22 protein-coding genes and 1 tRNA gene are annotated in these 18217 nt (G+C 63.1%); 9 read left to right on the forward strand and 14 right to left on the reverse strand.

The genetic code is table 11. The features are described from left to right. Both leuD and HPO_RS11165 read right to left on the reverse strand, forming a co-directional pair. Positions 1–624 carry a 3-isopropylmalate dehydratase small subunit gene (leuD, locus tag HPO_RS11160; protein ID WP_035598564.1) on the reverse strand — a complete coding sequence of 208 codons (624 nt, stop codon included), beginning with the start codon at positions 622–624 and terminating at the stop codon, positions 1–3. Then, positions 624–2015: a 3-isopropylmalate dehydratase large subunit gene (locus HPO_RS11165; protein ID WP_035598568.1), complete on the reverse strand. Its 1392-nt coding sequence runs from the start codon at positions 2013–2015 to the stop codon at positions 624–626. Before HPO_RS11165 ends, leuD begins: the two co-directional genes overlap by 1 nt. Positions 2016–2229: 214 nt before the next feature. Here HPO_RS11165 and HPO_RS11170 point away from each other — a divergent pair, with 214 nt between their 5' ends. After that, positions 2230–2568 (forward strand): PilZ domain-containing protein, encoded by a 339-nt coding sequence (locus HPO_RS11170; RefSeq protein WP_035598571.1) that lies wholly within the window; start codon positions 2230–2232, stop codon positions 2566–2568. Positions 2569–2650: 82 nt separating this feature from the next. Here HPO_RS11170 and HPO_RS11175 read toward each other — a convergent pair. Both HPO_RS11175 and HPO_RS11180 read right to left on the reverse strand, forming a co-directional pair. Continuing rightward, positions 2651–2725 (reverse strand) — tRNA-Gly (locus HPO_RS11175). A gap of 202 nt (positions 2726–2927) precedes the next feature. Continuing rightward, complete coding sequence (locus tag HPO_RS11180) at positions 2928–3392, reverse strand: winged helix-turn-helix transcriptional regulator (RefSeq protein ID WP_051612540.1); 465 nt, start codon at positions 3390–3392, stop codon at positions 2928–2930. Positions 3393–3530: 138 nt separating this feature from the next. Between HPO_RS11180 and HPO_RS11185 the strand changes: the two genes are divergently transcribed. The 3 genes from HPO_RS11185 to HPO_RS19780 all read left to right on the forward strand — a co-directional run bounded on the left by HPO_RS11185 (position 3531) and on the right by HPO_RS19780 (position 6655). Then, entirely contained in the window at positions 3531–4676 is a 1146-nt protein-coding gene (locus tag HPO_RS11185; RefSeq protein ID WP_035598575.1) for an esterase-like activity of phytase family protein, read from the forward strand. A 259-nt stretch (positions 4677–4935) separates the two neighbouring features. Next, positions 4936–5559, forward strand: a complete 624-nt coding sequence (locus HPO_RS11190) for a 5-formyltetrahydrofolate cyclo-ligase (RefSeq protein ID WP_035598578.1) — start codon at positions 4936–4938, stop codon at positions 5557–5559. Between the two features lie 88 nt (positions 5560–5647). Next, positions 5648–6655: a family 16 glycosylhydrolase gene (locus HPO_RS19780; RefSeq protein WP_051612541.1), complete on the forward strand. Its 1008-nt coding sequence runs from the start codon at positions 5648–5650 to the stop codon at positions 6653–6655. Here HPO_RS19780 and HPO_RS11200 read toward each other — a convergent pair. After that, entirely contained in the window at positions 6645–6974 is a 330-nt protein-coding gene (locus HPO_RS11200) for a DUF1476 domain-containing protein (protein ID WP_035598581.1), read from the reverse strand. The genes HPO_RS19780 and HPO_RS11200 overlap by 11 nt on opposite strands. Before the next feature lie 182 nt (positions 6975–7156). Between HPO_RS11200 and purC the strand changes: the two genes are divergently transcribed. The 5 genes from purC to HPO_RS11225 all read left to right on the forward strand — a co-directional run bounded on the left by purC (position 7157) and on the right by HPO_RS11225 (position 10274). After that, the gene (gene purC, locus HPO_RS11205; RefSeq protein ID WP_035598583.1) at positions 7157–7936 is read left to right on the forward strand and encodes a phosphoribosylaminoimidazolesuccinocarboxamide synthase; all 780 of its coding nucleotides are present in this window, start codon (positions 7157–7159) and stop codon (positions 7934–7936) included. Next, complete coding sequence (purS, locus tag HPO_RS11210; RefSeq protein ID WP_035598585.1) at positions 7936–8178, forward strand: phosphoribosylformylglycinamidine synthase subunit PurS; 243 nt, start codon at positions 7936–7938, stop codon at positions 8176–8178. Before purC ends, purS begins: the two co-directional genes overlap by 1 nt. A gap of 150 nt (positions 8179–8328) precedes the next feature. Then, positions 8329–9018, forward strand: coding sequence for a TetR/AcrR family transcriptional regulator (locus tag HPO_RS11215; RefSeq protein WP_084324278.1), 690 nt, complete (start codon positions 8329–8331; stop codon positions 9016–9018). Positions 9019–9053: 35 nt separating this feature from the next. Then, complete coding sequence (locus tag HPO_RS11220) at positions 9054–9860, forward strand: lysophospholipid acyltransferase family protein (protein WP_035598587.1); 807 nt, start codon at positions 9054–9056, stop codon at positions 9858–9860. A gap of 99 nt (positions 9861–9959) precedes the next feature. Continuing rightward, on the forward strand, positions 9960–10274 hold the full coding sequence (locus tag HPO_RS11225) for a DMT family transporter (protein ID WP_035598589.1): 315 nt from the start codon (positions 9960–9962) through the stop codon (positions 10272–10274). A gap of 9 nt (positions 10275–10283) precedes the next feature. On the opposite strand, the gene HPO_RS11230 is transcribed toward HPO_RS11225, so the two are convergent. The 9 genes from HPO_RS11230 to sufB all read right to left on the reverse strand — a co-directional run bounded on the left by HPO_RS11230 (position 10284) and on the right by sufB (position 18144). Further along, positions 10284–10784 (reverse strand): DNA-deoxyinosine glycosylase, encoded by a 501-nt coding sequence (locus HPO_RS11230; protein ID WP_035598591.1) that lies wholly within the window; start codon positions 10782–10784, stop codon positions 10284–10286. A gap of 16 nt (positions 10785–10800) precedes the next feature. Further along, a complete protein-coding gene (locus tag HPO_RS11235; RefSeq protein WP_035598594.1) occupies positions 10801–11160 on the reverse strand; it encodes a HesB/IscA family protein in 360 nt (119 codons plus the stop codon). 35 nt (positions 11161–11195) lie between these two features. Beyond that, a complete protein-coding gene (locus HPO_RS11240; RefSeq protein WP_035598596.1) occupies positions 11196–11579 on the reverse strand; it encodes an SUF system Fe-S cluster assembly protein in 384 nt (127 codons plus the stop codon). A gap of 8 nt (positions 11580–11587) precedes the next feature. Continuing rightward, a complete protein-coding gene (locus HPO_RS11245; protein ID WP_035598598.1) occupies positions 11588–12811 on the reverse strand; it encodes a cysteine desulfurase in 1224 nt (407 codons plus the stop codon). A gap of 5 nt (positions 12812–12816) precedes the next feature. After that, the gene (locus HPO_RS11250) at positions 12817–14043 is read right to left on the reverse strand and encodes a SufB/SufD family protein (RefSeq protein WP_051612542.1); all 1227 of its coding nucleotides are present in this window, start codon (positions 14041–14043) and stop codon (positions 12817–12819) included. Continuing rightward, positions 14040–14801, reverse strand: a complete 762-nt coding sequence (sufC, locus tag HPO_RS11255; RefSeq protein WP_035598600.1) for a Fe-S cluster assembly ATPase SufC — start codon at positions 14799–14801, stop codon at positions 14040–14042. Before sufC ends, HPO_RS11250 begins: the two co-directional genes overlap by 4 nt. Positions 14802–15034: 233 nt before the next feature. Then, positions 15035–15748 (reverse strand): hypothetical protein, encoded by a 714-nt coding sequence (locus HPO_RS11260; protein WP_035598603.1) that lies wholly within the window; start codon positions 15746–15748, stop codon positions 15035–15037. Positions 15749–15813: 65 nt separating this feature from the next. Next, positions 15814–16530, reverse strand: coding sequence for a hypothetical protein (locus HPO_RS11265; protein ID WP_035598605.1), 717 nt, complete (start codon positions 16528–16530; stop codon positions 15814–15816). Between the two features lie 51 nt (positions 16531–16581). Continuing rightward, positions 16582–18144, reverse strand: coding sequence for a Fe-S cluster assembly protein SufB (sufB, locus tag HPO_RS11270; RefSeq protein ID WP_051612543.1), 1563 nt, complete (start codon positions 18142–18144; stop codon positions 16582–16584). Between the last annotated feature and the right edge of the window lie 73 nt (positions 18145–18217).

Here is an 18217-nt window from a genome sequence, read left to right on the forward strand (position 1 = left end):
TCAGCCCGCAGTATAAACCCAGGGGCGCCTTCCGGCATCTGCCTGCTGATAGGCCCGGATCGCCGGCGCCTGCAGCAGCGTCAGCCCGATAGGATCAAGCCCCTCCAGCAGCAGCCGCTTGGCATACGCCCCGATCTCAAACCGCCCCGTCCAGCCTGGCAATGCCGCTGCCGTTACCGTCTGCGCCTCCAGATCAATCGCGATCTCGGCGCCGCCGTCCAGTTTCAGCAGCCGGTCAACCTCCCCCTCGGGCAGCGCCACCGGCAGAATCCCGTTGCGCAGACAGTTGCCGTGAAAAATCTCGCCGAAGGATTTGGCGATCACCGCGCGCACGCCATAATCCATCAGTGCCCAGACGGCGTGTTCCCGCGAGGATCCGCAGCCGAAATTGGTGCCGGAAACCAGGATGGATGTGCCCGCCTGTTCCGGCCGGTTGAGCACGAAATCGCCCACCGGTTCGCGCCCGCCCGGAACGGTATAGCGCCAGCCCGCAAACAAGCCCTCGCCAAGACCGTCGCGGCTGACTGTCTTCATCTCCCGCGAGGGAATGATCTGGTCAGTGTCCACATTATCGACGGGCAACGGAGCGGCCACGCCGCGATGATGGCGGAATGGTGTCGGCATCAGGCAACGCCTCCAGCTACAAGAATGTCAGAGGGCGCGCAGATCATGCCTGCAACCGCCGAGGCAGCCACCACGGCTGGGCTGGCCAGATGCGTGCGCACGCCCGGCCCCTGCCGCCCTTCGAAATTGCGATTGGTGGACGACATCACCCGCGTTCCCGGTGGGAAGGTTTCCCCGCCCGCATAGAAGCACATCGCGCATCCCGGCGCGCCCCACTCAAATCCCGCCTCGATGAAAATCCGGTCGATGCCCAGCGCTTCAGCCTCCCGGCTCACCGCCTGAGACCCCGGCACGCACACCGCGCGCACACCCGGCGCTATTCGCCGGCCTTTGAGAATTTCGGCCGCCGCCTTCAGGTCGCTGAGACGCCCATTGGTGCAGGATCCGATAAACGCCCCGCCGATTGGCAATCCGTAGACAGATTGCCCAGGCTTCAGCCCCATATAGGAAAGCGCCCGCGTGCTTGCGTCGGCCGGAATGGCCTCCCGCAGCGCCGTTGTATCTTCCGGGCTGGTGCCCCAGCTCACCTGCGGCTGCACCTTGCCGGCGTCCACCTCCAGCACTTCGTCAAACACTGCGCCGGGGTCCGTGCACAGCTCTTCCCAATGCGCCAACGCCGCCTCTTCCTGTGCCGCAGACGGCGCGAACACCCGCCCGCGAATATAATCCAGCGTCTTTGCATCCGGCGCGACCAGCGCCGTGAACGCGGCAAACTCCACCGCCATGTTGCAAAGGGTCAGGCGCCCTTCGATACTCAGATCACGGATCGCATCCCCCGAATATTCGATGGCGCAGCGTTTGCCGCCATCGGCGCCAAAGCGGGCAATGATGTAAAGCGCCAGGTCCTTCCCCGAAACGCCAGGGGCGAGGTTGCCTGAAACGCGGATATGCATCTGCCGGGGCTTTGCGGCGCGCAGCGTGCCGGTTGCCATCGCATGTTCGGCATCGCTTGATCCGATGCCCCAGGCCAGCGCGCCCAGCGCGCCGAGGCTGCAGGTATGGCTGTCGGGGCAAACCAGCGTCAGGCCAGGCAGCGCAATGCCCAGCTCGGGCGCCACCACATGCACGATGCCCTGCGCCGGACTGTCAGTGTCGATCAGGTGGATGCCCGCTTTCTGCGCCATCTCGCGTGTTTCAAGAATGAAGGCCTCCCCGCCGGGGCTGCGCGCTTCATTCCGCCCACGGCCATGCCGGAACGACACGATATGATCCATGATCGAAAAGACGCGTGCCGGGTCGAGTACCGGATGGCCATTGGCGGCCAGAGATTTCAGCGCGACGCCGCCCGTGCGCTCATGCAGCAGCAACCGGTCGATGGCGATCAGGTCTTCCCCATCACCCGCATCGCCCACCCGGTGCAGATCCCACAGCTTGTCGAATAAGGTCGCCACAAAATCCTCAAAACCAATAGATATATCTTTTGAGATAATGCGGCAAATGCAATCTGGCGAGCGCTATTGTCAAAGCCGATTGTCGCGGCCCGAAATTGCCGGAAACCGGTCAATTTCTCCAACGCCCCTGCGGCAGTAGGCGGGGTTTCCATCTGCCTCGAATTGAGACATTTTGAAGTCGACTCGCTTTTTCTGAGGAGGTCAGATCGCGCTCGTGGTGTTCGGCAAAAAACCTGGTACGCCGATCTCGGCGGAGCGCCTGTCGGCCGCTCTGCGAACCAACGCGCCTGCCGATCAGGCCAAATTCATCCGGCGCGCCCCAAGGGCTGACCGCCAGTCCACTTGGGCGCCCTGCGTTCTGGTGTGGGAGCCGAAAGGCCGCGAAGAAGGTGTCTGCATAGACATCTCAGAGACCGGCGCGCGCATCCGGTTCCGCAACAAGGTCATGATCCCGGGCAAGTTCTTCTTCGTCTCGGCCAAACTCGGCATCAACACCCCCGCCGAATTCATCCGCCAGGACGGCCACGACATCGCCATCCGCTTCACGAGCTGAGCGTTCCCCATCGGCACAAACGCCATGACAGCGCCGCCGCAAGGCACGCTGTTTCAATAACAATGTCTGGCTGTTTTCTGTCTGGAGCGGGCGAAGAGATTCGAACTCTCGACCCCAACCTTGGCAAGGTTGTGCTCTACCCCTGAGCTACGCCCGCATCCGACAGATATGTCCGCCTTGTCAGCGGAGCGGACGGAATATGCGGGAAGCGGCGGCTTTGCAAGAGCCAAATGAACCGCAATCTGCACAAACTGTGAGATAAAGCGGCGCGCGCAAAAGTGTATGCGGTTTTGCGCCAAAGCGCGGCGACACTCAAAAGGGAGCGCAAGCGCCTTGATCGCAGATCAAGGCGCGCAGCGCTAACCGCGCAGCACTGCCCGGATCTGATCGGGACGCACCTCGCGCCCCTCTGCGTCCACGAAGGCGGCCCGGATGGCGCTTTTCGATCCGGCCTTGGTGAAGCTGATCGGCGGCGCCTCGCCCTGGCCCAGCCACACATCGCCCCACTGCGTCAGCCCGATCAGGATCGGGCGCAGGGAGATGCCCATCGCCGAAAGTACATATTCCGGCCGCGCCCGCTTGCCGGGCACCTTGTAGGCCCGCTTGGTCAGCAGCCCGGCATCTACCAATGTCTTCAGCCGGCCCGACAACACCGTACGCGGGCATTTCAGCTCGGACTGGAAATCGTCAAACCGGCGCACGCCATACAGCGCCGCCCGCAGAATCAGCATCGTCCAGCGGTCCCCGATCAGCTCGATGGCGCGCGCCAGATTGCAGTTTTCCGGCGGAATGGGGGAGCGGCGGGCAAGCGGTATCTGACTCATGCCGTTGAACCTGAAAGGGTTCGCTTTTTAAATCCAGAGGGGGCCGCACACCTTTTCACGAAATGGTCAGACCTTTGTCATCCGGTGGTCGGCATTCGCCGCGATAGCCGCCCGTGAAGCACGCCTCAGGAGCCCCCCATGCGTTTCCGCGCCCCACTGACCGCCCTGATGGCCGCCAGCTTCCTGGTCACCTGCGCAGGGCCGGAAGAAGTGGTCGTAAATGGCGCCCCGGTGATCGCCGATGTCCGCCAGAGTCCGGATGTGTCCGAAAATGTCCAGGCCGTGTCACCCGATGCCACCGGCCGTGACGGTCTCTGGCGCGCTGCGGACCATGCCGCCGCCCTGATCGCCTCCTCCTGCCCGCCCGGCACCCCGCGTCAGGAGCCCCTCCCCATAGACCTGTCGGTCACACCGGTTTCCCTGGGCGACGCCGCCCAGATCGCCCGCCGCATTCCGGAAACCGTAACCGTTTCAGGGGCCTGGGAACTCACTTCGTCCAACTCCAATGTCGGTGGCCTCTCCGGTCTCGCCCTGCTGCCAGCCCCTGAAGGCGGCGGCCTGCTGAGCGTAACCGATGCGGGCGCCTTCGTCTGGATCGGCCTCGAGAAGGGCGCGCCCTCAGGCGCAAAAATCTCGTATATGCAAGGTAGTGACGGGATGATGCTGACCGGCAAGACAGAAGGCGACGCCGAAGGCCTCGTCTGGTCGGAAGGCCTCGCTTTGGTCAGCTTTGAGCGCAGCTTCCGGATCGAAGCCTTTGCGCTCGGCGTCTGCGGGTCGGCCGCCCGCGCAGCCCGCGTTGCCAATCTTCCGGGCCAGCACAACAATCGGAATGTCGATGAGAATCAGGGCCCTGAGGCAATCTTCCTGGAGGCCGATGGGGCCCTCGGCTTTGGCTATGAAGGCATGCTCGGCACCTCGCCGCTGGGCCGCGTGCTCGCCGATGGCACCGCAGAATGGACCGGCAACACCGCCCCCGCCCCCAGCCTGCACGGTCTGGTCGGCCGCGAGATCGTCCCCCTGCCGGATGGCACCGCCCGCACCCTGGAAATGTATCGCGCCTGGGATCCCCTTCAGGGCAACCGCATCCGCCTGACATGGGGACCAGGCGAGGCTGAAACCCTCACACTCAGCCGCCCGCTTCTGGTAGACAATTTCGAGGGTATCGCCGCTGAGGCCCTGTCAGATCGGCTGATCCGCGTCTGGATCGTGTCGGACAACAATTTTTCGGCCAAGCAGAAAACCCTGCTGTATGCCTTCGACATCAAAATCTCACAGAACTGAGCGCCACGCGCCGCTTTCCAAACCGGGGCAGAGCCACTAGATTTACCAGGCACAAGGGCTGCTGCGCCCGCGTGGGACTGATCTCCGGCGACCTTACTTACCGTCAGGGGGCTGGCACTCTGGCTGGGGCCGTGGCCCTGGCTCATCCGGCGCCCACCTAGTCTCTAGGTCGACGGGAGTGAAATGTGCCCGGCGGCGACGTGGTTCTTGTGCGCTATTGCCCTTTCTGCTGCGCCCATCGAGCACTAGGAGGGCTTTCATGAGTATTGAAGCCGACAAGACCGCCCTGCGCCACCGGATGCGCACCATCCGCGCCGAAGCCGCTGCGCGCGATCCGGACGCCGCCGAAAAGCTCGCCGATATTTTTCCAATGAAATTGCTGGAGCGGTATGGCCCCGTCGTTTCGGGCTATGTCGCGATCAATGAAGAACTCGATCCCTTCCCGCTGATGGAAAGGCTCGCCCGCGCCGGCGCGGAGCTGTGCCTGCCCCGCATGGAGGAAACCGGCATCAGCTGGCGGCTTTGGTCGCCGGGTGAGCCGCTGGACCGGCGCCCTTTCGGCCTGTCGGAGCCCCCGGCGGATGCACCGGAAGTCACCCCAACCCTCGTTCTGACGCCCTTGCTGGCCTATGACACGATGGGAAACCGCCTCGGCTATGGCCGGGGCCATTATGATGGGGCCCTGGAAAAGCTGCGCGCCAAAGGCCGGGCCTTTGCCTGCGCGGTCGCCTATGCGGCCCAGCAGATCGACAAGGTGCCCGCCGAGCCGCATGACCAGCCCCTCGACTGGGCCATCACGCCGATTGGATCGGTTCCGCTGTTCATGATGCGAAACCGCAGCGCCCTGACAGCCCCCGCCAATGGCGGCGAAGACGCCTCCTGATACTCCCGGATGGGGCGAAGGGGTTTTGCTTAACAAATAGTTGGCGCATAACTTGCTCTTCACGAAGGATTAACCTTCGGAGGCAGTCATGGCCCACATCGGCAACACTCAGTCCGCAATCTGGACCCGGTTTTCCAGAAGCATCGATCTGGCTGTTGTGGCTTGCCTGGCGATTGTTGCGGCCACCGGCGCGATTGCGCTGTCGCCCCCGGCGCCTGTCGCAGAAAAGACTGTAATTGTTGCTGAAATCTCGGCACCGCCTGCCCCGAAAGCCCCTTCCGTCCGCCAGCGTGCCCCGCAGCTTCAGCCTCAATTCTTCCCTTGGAAGGCCCCGGAAACCTACACGCCGGTGCTGCCCGAAGCGCCCAAACCCGCGATCCCGAACCGCCAGCAGGAGGCTTTCCTGACCCGCATGCGCGGCCAGACACCTTTCCGGGCCTCCACCCATGATAACCTTGCGACCCATTATGGTGGCAACTGGCGCGAGGATAACGTCAGCGAGACGTCCAGCGGCACGCTGCTCTCGATCCACCGCGTAAAGGGCGAGAGCATGCCCTACACGATCGCCGAGCTGCAGAGCCCCGGAAAATACGGCTATGGCCGCTATGAGGTGATCATGCGCCCGGCCCGCGGCTCAGGCACCGTCTCGGCCTTCTTCACCTTCACCGGCGCGCACTTTGGCGATCCCCACGACGAAGTCGACATCGAATTCCTCGGCCAGGACACGACCAAGGTTCACTTCAACTATTTCCGGAAAGGCAAACGCGGCGCCTTTGAGGGCTTTGACCTGCCCTTCGACGCCGCTGACGCAGATCGCCTCTATGCCTTCGAATGGACCCCGGACCGGATTACCTGGTTCATCGAGGGACAGCCCATCTATTCAACCCCGACGGGAGACGCAGGTATCCCCGCAGCCCCCGGCAAGATCATGATGAGCGCCTGGGTGGGCAAGCCCTTTATCGAGGGCTGGACCGGAAAGCCGACCTTCACCTCCGGAACCGGCGCCCACTATAGCTGCGTGTCATTTGTGCCGATGGGTGGCACGGGCCCCGGCTGCGGCGATAACTATACGCCGCCGGTGGTCCTTAGCCCTTGATATCGTTGATGATCTGCTCGCGCGCGACGGGCAGAAGACGGGCCATTTCCTCACGGATTTGGACATCCGTGCGCACAATCCCGGCCTTTTCGAGGTCGCCGCGCACCTTGCGCACGACATCATCATCGCCGGCCTCTTCCAGATCCGCGATCACAACTGATTTGGCATAAGCCTCAGCGTCGCCGTCCTTCAGGCCCAGAAGTTCAGCGGCCCAGAGGCCCAGCAGCTTGTTGCGGCGGGCGTTGATCTTGAACTGGGTTTCCTGATCCAAGGCGTAACGGGCCTCCTCTGCGCGTTCACGATCATCGAATGTGCTCATGGAGGTGGCCCTTTCACATCTGCCGGTGTCTATCGGCGCTGATATAGGGTGGATGCTCAGGTGTTCGCAATAATTGTTTCTGTCGCGGGTTTGGCGTAACAGTCCGCGCTTCAGGGGAGCGGGGTGAATGATTCCCGTTGGCAACGCTATCCCCGCAGAACGCGCAGGAAAGGCCGGTTGAGATGAACAAGCGCCGCGTCATCTACGAAGGAAAAGCAAAAATCCTCTATGAGGGCCCCGAACCGGGCACGCTGATCCAGTATTTCAAGGACGACACAACTGCGTTCGACGCGACCAAGAAGGCCGTGCTGGATGGCAAGGGGGTTCTGAACAATCGCATCAGCGAGTTCGTGATGACCCATCTGACCAGCGTGGGCGTGCCCAACCACTTCATCCGCCGCCTCAACATGCGTGAGCAGCTGGTGCGGAAAGTGGACATCATTCCGCTGGAAGTGGTCGTGCGCAACATCGCTGCAGGCTCGCTCTCCACGCGCCTCGGCATTCCGGAGGGTCAGTCCCTGCCCCGCCCGCTGGTCGAGTTCTACTTCAAGAACGATGCCCTGCACGATCCGATGGTTTCCGAAGAACACATCGCCGCCTTCGGCTGGGCCACAGCCCAGGAATATGACGACATCATCGCCCTCGCCCTGCGCGTGAACGATTTCATGTCCGGCCTCTTCGCCGGTGCCGGCATCCGCCTTGTCGACTTCAAGATCGAATTCGGCCGCTGGTTCGAAAACGATCACGACATGCCGCGCATCCTGCTGGCCGACGAGATCAGCCCGGACAGCTGCCGCCTGTGGGACGCCAAGACCGGCGAGAAGATGGACAAGGACCGTTTCCGCCGTGATATGGGCGGCGTTACGGAAGCCTATGCCGAAGTCGCACGCCGTCTCGGCATCATCCGGGAATCAGGCGAAGAGACCGACAACGTCATCCACTTCACCGGGGGCAGCAAATAATGAAAGCGGTCGTACACGTATCCCTCAAATCCGGCGTGCTGGACCCTCAGGGCAAGGCCGTGGCCGATACCCTGGCCCGGATGGGCTATAAGGAAGTCGGCGGCGCGCGCGTTGGCAAGGTCATCGAGCTGGACCTGACGGGCCAGACGGACAAGTCGGCGGCCGAGGCCCGCGTCAAGGAAATGTGCGAGAAGCTGCTGGCGAACACCGTGATCGAAAGCTACCGCATCGAACTGGTCTGAGCCTTGGCGGCAGAACGCTTCAGGGGGCCTTCCGGCCCCCTTTTTTTGTTCCGGCATCCGCGCAAGGCCATTTTGTGAGCGATTGATCACTTGCAATCATTGCAAGCCTGTGTAATACACGGGGCACGAAGATCAGAGGAGCTGTCGCCCATGGCCCGCAAAGCCACCCCCGCTTCCCCGTCCGGCAAACCGTCAAGGCGCGCCCCTGCCAAGGGCGCACGCACCAAAACAGCAGCCAAACCGGTCGTCACGAAAACGGACGCTGCCGGCCGGCGCCCGCGTGTGCGTGATGCCCGCCCGAAAATTGAGCGCGCGGCGCTCGAACTGTTCGTGAATGTCGGCGTCGATGCCGCCACCACGCGGGAGATCGCCGAAAGCGCCCAGGTTTCGGAAGGCGCTCTCTATCGCCACTATAAAGGCAAGGACGAGCTTGCCCTCGCCCTGTTCATGGAAACCCACAACCGCCTTTCGGTCATGCTGACCGAAGCTCTGGGCGGGACCGCCACTCTGGACGAGAAGGTGCATGCCGCCGTCGCCGCCTATTGCGCCCTGGCGGATGAAGATTTCCTGCTCTTCTCCTTCCACCTCGTCTCGCTTCACAAATACCTCCCCTATGACCGGCGGCGCGAGGATGATCCGGTATCCGTCACGGAACAGATCATTTCCGGCCTGATGGATGCCGGCGCCGTTCCGAAGGGGGATCCCGCCCTGAAGGCCGCCATGGCACTTGGCGTGGTGATGCAGGCAGGTCAGAACAAGATCTACAACCGCCTGCCCGGCCCGCTTTCCCGGCATGCGCCTGCCCTGGCGCGCGCCGTTCTCGCCGTTTTGAAGTCCTGACAGCCCCCTGACCGTTCCCCCTACGGAGCATTTCCATGCGTGGCACTCTCTTCCAGCTGGCCTATTGGGTTCTCTCGATTGGCTATGTGCTCGTCTCGCTGCCTTTCCTGGCCTGGCCCGGCCATGGCCCGGTGCGCGCCATCATCCGCAGCTATACGCGGGCCATGAATTTCGCCCTGCGCCACATCGCCGGCATCCGCAAGGAAGTCCGCGGCCGTGAGCGCCTGCCCGAAGGCGCCTTCGTGATCGGCGCCAAGCACCAGAGCTGGGGCGACGGCTTCCTGATCTATCCGGAAATCAAGGATCTGGCTTTCGTCACCGGCGATCATCTCGAACGCTTCCCGCTGGTCGGCGGCATCCTCAAGAAGCTCGGCGCCATTGTCATCGACACGTGCGGCGGCGGCGAGAAGAAAGCGTCTTCGCTGGCCAATGGCATGCACAAGGCCAAGGCCGATGGCCGCCGTGTGCTGATCTATCCCGAAGGCCACCTTGCCCCGGTTGGCTATCATTTCCGCTACAAATCCGGCGTCTGGCACATGGCCGAGGCGATGGGCGTGCCCGTCGTGCCGGTTGCCACCAATATCGGTGTGTTCTGGCAGCAGCAGGAAAGCCCTCGCCGCCAGGGCACTGCCGTCATCGAATTTCTCGAGCCGATCCCGCCCGGCCTGCCCCGGGACGAGTTCATCGCCCGGCTGACCGAAGCGGTTGAAACACGCACTGCCGAACTGGTGGCTGAAGCGACCGGTGAGCCCGCCGCCCGCGCCCGCCTCATTCCGGACCCGCCTAACGGCTTCGAGGCTGCCCCGACCCTGGAAGACCTTGCCGCCTACAAGAAGGCTTGAGCCTCGCCCCGGAATGACTATCTAAGCAGTACAGGCAGGAGGACGGCCTCCCCCATACCGGGAACGCTTCGGGACGGCCCGTTTCTGCGGGAGCTTCCCATGCCTTGGGGCCTTCTTGTCGTCGCCGGTCTGCTGGAAATCGTCTGGGCCGCTGCGATGAAACAATCGGCTGGTTTCACCCGGCCCATCCCCACCCTCATAATGATCGCGGCCATGCCGGCCAGCTTTGCGCTGCTGGCAATGGCGATGAAATCTCTGCCGCTGGGTACGGCCTATATGGTCTGGACCGGTATCGGCGCGGCGGGCGCGTTCATCTTCGGCGTCATCTGGCTCGGCGAAGCGGCCACTCCGATACGCCTCCTCGCGGCAGCCATGATCGCGGGCGGCATCGTTTTGATGAAGCTGGCGAACTGACACGCAGGGCTATTCCTGAGGACTGCCCAGAAGGCCCGATCGCCAAAGCGCCAGCTTGTCGTCAAAGCGGCGCGCGGCATGGGCGGGGCTGGTTGAAGGCAGTGTCACGGCCTCTGCGCCCGGCGGCACATGAACCGCCGCGTATTTCCGGAAACTCGCGGCCGCCTTGCCGCCATTAAGGCCGATCCGGCGAATATGCGGATGGACGGCAAAGAAAGCGCCAAAGTCATTGGGCACCTCCTCGCGGATATCTGCGTCGAGGCTGCCTGCCCGCAGGCATAGCTGCAGCACATCCCACACCGCGACCTTTTGCTGGCGCAGCCGCATGGCGCGGTCAGCATAGGCAAGCTGCGGGCCGGCGCCGAAGAGGTGGCCCATGATGGGCCAGAAGGCATTGCGGGCATGGGCATAATACTGCCCCGTTTCCAGCGAGGCGATGCCGGGCATGCTGCCGAGAATCAGAAGCTCAGCGTCTGGCGCCGAAAGAGGGGGAAATCCGCGAACCTGCATCAGCCCGCCGGGCAGATTACTCGGCCCCGGCCGGCACGATGGTCACGCTCTCGCCGCAGCCGCAGGCATCGGTCTGGTTAGGATTGCGGAACACGAATTTCTCATGGAGCAGCGTGGTTTCATAATCGACTTCGCTACCAAGCAGGAACAGCACCGCCTTGGCATCAATCAGGATGGTGACGCCATTATCCTCAACTACCTCGTCCAGCGGCTGAGGCGCCTCGGCATAGTCCATCACATATTCCATGCCCGCGCAGCCGCCATTCTTGACGCCGACGCGCAGGAAACCCAGACCGCGCTCGGCCATGATTTCCTTTACGCGCGCGGCAGCGGCGTCGGTCAGGCGAACGGGTTTGGGGCGGGGTCTGCGGGCCATGGTCTGTAAATAGGGGCGCGAAGCCCCTCCTTCAATCAAAGCATGTTGAGCGCGAGGCGGGCCTCATCCGACATCCGCGAAGGATCCCAAGGCGGATCGAAGGTCAGGGAGACTTCGACAGCCTCGATTCCCTCAACGCTCTTTGCGGCGTTCTCAACCCAGCCAGGCATTTCGCCGGCCACGGGGCAACCGGGCGCGGTCAGCGTCATTTCGATGTCTACCTTGCGGTCGTCATCGATATCCACCTTGTAGATCAGGCCCAGCTCATAGATGTCGACCGGGATTTCGGGGTCGAAAACGGTCTTGAACGCAGCGATCAGCTCATCGGTCAGCCGGTCGAGTTCCTCCTGCGGAATCGCAGAGAGAGCCGCAGGATCGCGGACACCGAGCAGGTCTTGGGAGGTCATATCATCGGCCATATACGTATTTATACCAGCATTTTGCGCGCTTTGGCGAGCGCTTCGCCCAGCGCGTCCACTTCAACCTCGGTATTATATAGGGCAAAGCTGGCCCGGGCCGTAGCCGGGACGCCTAAATGCTGCATTAAGGGCTGCGCACAGTGATGGCCCGCGCGGATGGCGACGCCGTAGCGATCAAGGATCTGGGCAAGGTCGTGCGGGTGGGCGCCCTCAAGGCTGAAGGCCAGCACAGCGCCCTTGCCGGCGGCCTCACCATGGATGCGGATGCCGTTGACCTGGCGCAAAATGCTCGCCGCGCGCTCGTAAAGGGCATGTTCGTGGGCGGCGATCTCCGCCTTGTCGAACTGCCCCAGCCAGCGCAGGGCCGCGCCAAAGCCAATGGCTTCCAGGATCGGCGGTGTGCCCGCTTCGAACTTGTGGGGCGCGGTGTTGTAGGTGACCCGCTCCCTCTCGACGATCTCGATCATCTCGCCGCCGCCCTGATAAGGCCGGGCGCGGTCCAGCGCGGCAGCGGTGCCATACAGCGCGCCGATGCCGGTCGGGCCATAGATCTTGTGGCCGGTGATGACATACCAGTCACACCCGATGGCCTGCACATCGACGGGCAGATGAACCGCCGCCTGGCTGCCATCGATCAGGATTTCGGCGCCAGCGGTATGGGCAAGCTGCGTGATCGGGGCCACATCCGTCACCGTGCCGAGCACATTGCTCATATGGGTGATGGCCACCATCTTCGTCTTCGGGCCAATGGCATCCGCCATCGCCTCCATATCAAGCGAGCCATCTTCCTTGAGGCCGACCCAGCGCAGCACGGCGCCATGGCGCTCGCGCAGGAAGTGCCAGGGTACGATATTGGAATGGTGCTCCATGATGGAGAGCACAATCTCATCGCCGGGCTGGATGCGCGCGGCGAGCGCAGAGGCAACAAGGTTGATGCCCTCGGTAGAGCCTTTGGTGAAGATAATATTATCCGTAGACGGCGCATTCAGGAAAGCGCGCACGGTTTCCCGCGCAGCCTCGAAGGCTTCGGTCGTCTCGTTGGCCAGCGTGTGCAGGCCGCGATGCACGTTGGCATACGCCGTGCGCATCTGGCCGGCGAGCGCGTCGATGACAGCATTGGGCTTCTGCGCGCTGGCAGCGTTATCCAGATAGACCAGCGGATGGCCATTCACCTCACGCGAGAGGATCGGAAATTCAGCGCGGATGGCGGGGATATCGAGCTTGCGGGACATGGGCTTCAGACTTCCGACAGCCAGGACTGTGCCTCTGCCCGCAGGGCCTCTTGATGATCGCCGGCCTCTTCCAGAGCTTCGGCAATGAAAGCTTCAGTCAGCAGCGCGCGGGCCTTCTCCAGAGGAATGCCGCGCTGACGCAGATAGAACAGCTGGTTCTGGTCCAGCGCGCCTGAGGTGTTTCCGTGCGCACACTGAACATCATCTGCCAGGATTTCCAGTTCCGGCTTGGCGAACACTTCCGCGCCTTCTTCCAGCAGCAGCGCGTTATGCTGCATCGAGGCGTCGGTCTGCTGGCCGGCATTGCGAGGCACATGGAACTTGCCCTGGAACACGCCGCGCCCGCCATCCAGCACAGCGCCCTTGGTCACCTGCCTTGTCACGCAGGCACGCGCGCCATGGCGCACATGGCTGGTGAAATCGATGTGATAGCCGTCGCCCGCCAGATAGGCCGCATTGAGCGTGGCGTGAGAGCCGGTTTCCTGGTGCACGAGGCGCGTCTCGATGCGCGCGACCTTCGCGCCGAATGCCAGCACGGTCTGCTTCGTTTCAGCGTCCGCATCCTGATGGATCAGCGCCGTGATCGCCTGCGCTTCGGTCTTGCCGCCGCGCTGATAGACGGCGCGGGAGAGCTTTGCGCCTTCCTGCAGCGTGTACTCGACAAGTGCGGTGGAAAGGGCCGCGCCGCCCAGATGGCTTTCGGAAACCTCAAGCCGGGCGCCGGGGCGCAGCAGAAACACCACACGCGCCGCATTGATGGCGCCAGGGCCGGAGAACACCATGTGCAGCCGCACAGGCGCCTCATCCGTGACTTCCGCGAGCAGCGTTGCCGGAGCGTTCTTCGCTCCGGAGAGCGCAGCGGCCAGCGCACCGAGGGGCGCGTTTTCAGCGCCGCTCATCGCCTGAGCCTCATCCTTCGCCAGAAGGCGGAGGCCGGGTGGCAGAGTGGCGGGCGCGGTATAGCCCTGCGGGGTAAATTTCAGCGTGGCCACACCGTCCGTAGCGAGAGGGTCCGTCGCCGGCGGCACAGCGGGCGCGTCCAGCGCGCCGACCGCAACCTTGAAGTCGCTCCAGCGCCAGTCTTCGATGCGGCGATGCGGCAGGCCGGTCTGCGCGAAAGCTTCAAACAGGCGCTCCCGGCGCGGATCCGCCTTCAGGGCGGCATAGCGCGCGACCAGTTCGAGTTCCGCAACCGTCGGATTACGGATCATATCTTTCAGGGCGGCGCTCACACTGCCTCCGCCAGCACGCCGTCATAGCCTTCTTCTTCAAGGCGCAGGGCGAGTTCCGGGCCGCCGGTCTTGATGATGCGGCCTTTGGCGAGAACGTGCACCTTATCCGGTTTGATATGGTCGAGCAGGCGCTGATAGTGGGTGATGACCAGCATGCCGCGCTCTGGCGCACGCAGGGCGTTGACACCCTCGGCCACGGTGCGCAGGGCGTCAATGTCGAGGCCGGAATCTGTTTCGTCCAGCACCATGAAACGCGGCTCCAGCATCAGCATCTGATAGATTTCCAGACGCTTCTTCTCCCCGCCGGAGAAGCCGACATTCACCGGACGCTTCAGCATGTCGGCGTCAAGGTTCAGCATCTTGGCCACTTCACGGGACTTCTTGAGATAATCCGGCGCGGAGATTTCCGCCTGGCCGCGCGCCTTGCGCTGGGCGTTCATCGCGGTGCGCACAAAGGTCATCACCGGCACGCCGGGGATCTCCACCGGATACTGGAAGGAGAGGAAAAGGCCGGCTGCGGCGCGGTCTTCCGGCTCCATGGCCAGGATGTCCTGCCCGTCGAGCGTGGCGGCCCCTCCGGTAACCTCATAACCGTCCCGCCCGGTCAACACATAGGACAGGGTGGACTTGCCAGCCCCATTCGGCCCCATGATGGCATGAACTTCGCCCGCAGGCACTTCCAGCGACAGACCATTGATGATGGTCTTGGCCGCTTCGCCTTCGCCAACCGTGGCGCTCAGATTCTGGATCTTCAACATGGCGGGGATTTAGGGCGCCCTGCGATGATTTGAAAGCGCAAAGCGCCGAAAAGCCGCTGCTGCGCCCCTAACCGATGACAGCAGCCAGCAGCGGAGCGGCAAAAATGGCCAGCGCCAGCAGCACATAGCCGCCAATTTCCTTGAATAGTCCCGACATGGGTGATGCTCCCTCAGGGGGCCCCACCGGCCCCCGCCGGGCTGTCATCAGCAAGAATTGTGCCCGATTGAACCGTTCAGGGGGCCGCGCAAAAGCTGGTGGGCTCAAGCCCCGGCGCAAGCCGGAGGATTTCGCAGCGCCCCCCGCGCCGGGGTGGCTGGCTCCCTGCCGCGTGGACCAGGGCGAGCTCCTGAAGCGCGGCGCCGGTCACGCGGTAATAGGCGGTTTCCCAGTCTGACGCGCCGGTGCGGCTGGCTGCGGCGATCATGCCGCCGGCTGTCCAGGCGATTTCGGCGCCGGTCACCTGCCCGGCATGAATAAAATCGCCGCTCTCCTGCTGTATCCACAGGGCATAGACCATATTTACGGCGTCCGTAGAGCGGGGAATGATGAGGTCCGCGCGCCGGTCGCCGTTCACGTCCAGCAGTTGCGGATAGACGTACAGCCCGTGGATGACTTCGGAGAAATCGGCGATAGGGCGGCCCTGGCGATCCATCACCGAAATACTCACAAAGCCCGAAGGACCGAGCATTTCCCAGTCCAGAGGGTCGGTTTTGAGGATCAGGTGAAGGCCTTTCACCCCGCTGAAGCGGCAATCGGGGAGCCGCTCGGCACGGTCGCCAGTAAGGGTTTGAGCCGCCGCGCAGTCCGGCAGCAGCGACACAGCGGCCAGCCGGGCACGGCGCTCGGCTGTTTCTTCGGGCGAAATGTCTGGATTTGTGGCGCAGGCAGCCGTCAGCATCAGGGCGGCGAGGCCCAGACCAACAGCGATTTTAACCAGGTTTTTCATGCCAGAGTCCCTGCGAGCCGGCGGTTTCCTGCCGCCACCCCAGCAAGTTTCGTGCCTGCCCGGCTTTATTCGGTGGGCGCGTCAGCAGCCGGCTGGCAGAAAGGCGCGATATCCACCCCGTCGGCAGATCGGATGACTTCGCAGGCGGGCTGGTCTGACGCCGGCTCGCCTTCCTCCGGATCGGCGCGGGTCACCACGACGGCAATCTCCTTCAGGGCACCATTCTCGACCGAATAATAGCTCGTCTCCCATTCGAAGGCAGAAGAACGGCCAGACGCAGCGATCAGGCCGTCGCTGCCCAGCGTGATGTCAAAGCCCCCAAGCTCGCCGGCCCGGCTGAACAAGCCATCAGCGCCCTGAATCCAGAGCGCATAGCTGATGTTCACCATGCCGGAGAGTTGCGGCAGCATCAGGTCCGCCGCGCCATCGCCGGTCAGGTCTTCCAGGAAAGGATAGTTGTAGAAACCGGTGGCCGCTTCTTCGATGACCTGCAGGGAGGCGCCATCAGCGCCTGTAAGCTCGGCGCGAAGCGTGCCTTCGCCATCCGTCATCTGTGTAGAGCTGACCACAACATTCCTGCCATCGCCCAGTTCCAGCCGGCAGCTGGTAAGCTGGGGCAATTGCCCGCCGCTCGTGGCCTCGGCATCCGCGCAGGTGGGAAGGCTGGCGGCCGTGACGGCGGCTTCTTCCGCAACGGGGGCGGTTTCACCCGGCGCCTCCGCTTTCGGCGTACAGGCGATCAGTGCGACAAGCGGCAAAGCCGCAAGCAGTTGGAATTTCATGGGTCTCTCCTCCGCAGCCGATCCTATCGCGCGCCGGGAGAAAAACGCAATCTAGCCAACGCTGCCTTCGAGGCTGACTTCCAGAAGTTTCTGCGCCTCGACAGCAAACTCCATCGGCAGTTCCTGCAGCACTTCGCGGACGAAGCCGTTGACGAGCAGGGCAACAGCCTGCTCCTCGCCAATGCCGCGCTGGCGGACATAGAAAAGCTGGTCTTCGGAGAGCTTGGTCGTCGTCGCTTCATGCTCGAGCTGCGCGTCGGCGCGGCGGTTTTCGATATAGGGCACAGTATGGGCCCCGCACCGGTCGCCGATCAGAAGGCTGTCGCACTGGGTGAAATTGCGCGCGCCTTCAGCCTTCTTGTGAATGGAAACAAGACCGCGATAGGTGTTGTCGGATTTGCCCGCCGAAATGCCCTTGGAGATAATCCGGCTTTTCGTGCGCTTGCCCAGATGGATCATCTTGGTGCCGGTATCGGCCTGCTGGCGGCCATTGGTGACGGCGATGGAATAGAACTCGCCGACAGAATCGTCGCCCCGCAGCACGCAGGACGGATATTTCCAGGTGACGGCAGACCCTGTTTCCACCTGCGTCCAGGAAATCTTGGAGCGGGCGCCGCGGCAATCGCCGCGCTTGGTTACGAAGTTGTAGATGCCGCCCTTGCCATCCTCATCGCCCGGCCACCAGTTCTGCACCGTGGAATATTTGATTTCGGCGTCATCGAGCGCCACGAGTTCAACCACGGCGGCGTGAAGCTGGTTCTCGTCCCGCATCGGCGCGGTGCAGCCTTCAAGATAAGAAACGTAGGCGCCCTCATCGGCGATGATCAGTGTACGCTCGAACTGGCCGGTATTCTCCGCATTCATGCGGAAATAGGTCGACAGCTCCATCGGGCAGCGTACGCCCTTGGGAATATAGACGAACGACCCGTCGGAAAAGACAGCCGAATTGAGCGTCGCATAGAAATTGTCGGAGGTCGGAACGACCGAGCCGAGATATTTCTTCACCAATTCCGGATGCTCATGCACGGCTTCGGAGATCGACATGAAGATCACGCCGGCCTTCTTCAGCTCCTCGCGGAAAGTGGTGGCAACGGACACGGAGTCGAACACCGCATCGACGGCCACCTTGGGCCGCTCGCGCGCGGTCGCGGCGGTTTCAGCCGCGCCTTCGACGCCGAGCAGCACTTCCGCCTCGCGCAGCGGGATGCCGAGCTTTTCGTAAGTCTCCAGAATTTCCTTTGGGACTTCATCGAGCGACTTGTACTTCGCGCCGGCCTTGGGCGCCGCGTAGTAATAATAGGCTTGGAAGTCGATCTTGGGATAATCGACGCGGGCCCAGGAGGGTTCTTCCATGGTCAGCCAGCGGCGATAGGCCTCTAGGCGCCATTCCAGCAGCCATTCGGGCTCGCCCTTCTTGGCGGAGATGAAGCGGACGGTATCCTCGGAAAGACCCTTCGGGGCCATGTCCATTTCAATGTCCGTGACGAAACCGGCAGAATAATTCTCCGACTCCAGGCGCTTTGCCGCCTCGACCGTCTTCGCATCGATGCCTTCCTTCACCTTCACCTCGGTGCACTCGTCATCATGCTCTTCAATTCCGCCGCAGCATTCCATACCGGTCCATCCGTCTGCGCCTAGTGAGAGCCCTAGACATGGCTGTCATCGAGCCAGCTTCAAGGTTCGCGCG

The sequence above is a fragment of the Hyphomonas polymorpha PS728 genome (assembly GCF_000685315.1).
Lineage (GTDB): Bacteria > Pseudomonadota > Alphaproteobacteria > Caulobacterales > Hyphomonadaceae > Hyphomonas > Hyphomonas polymorpha.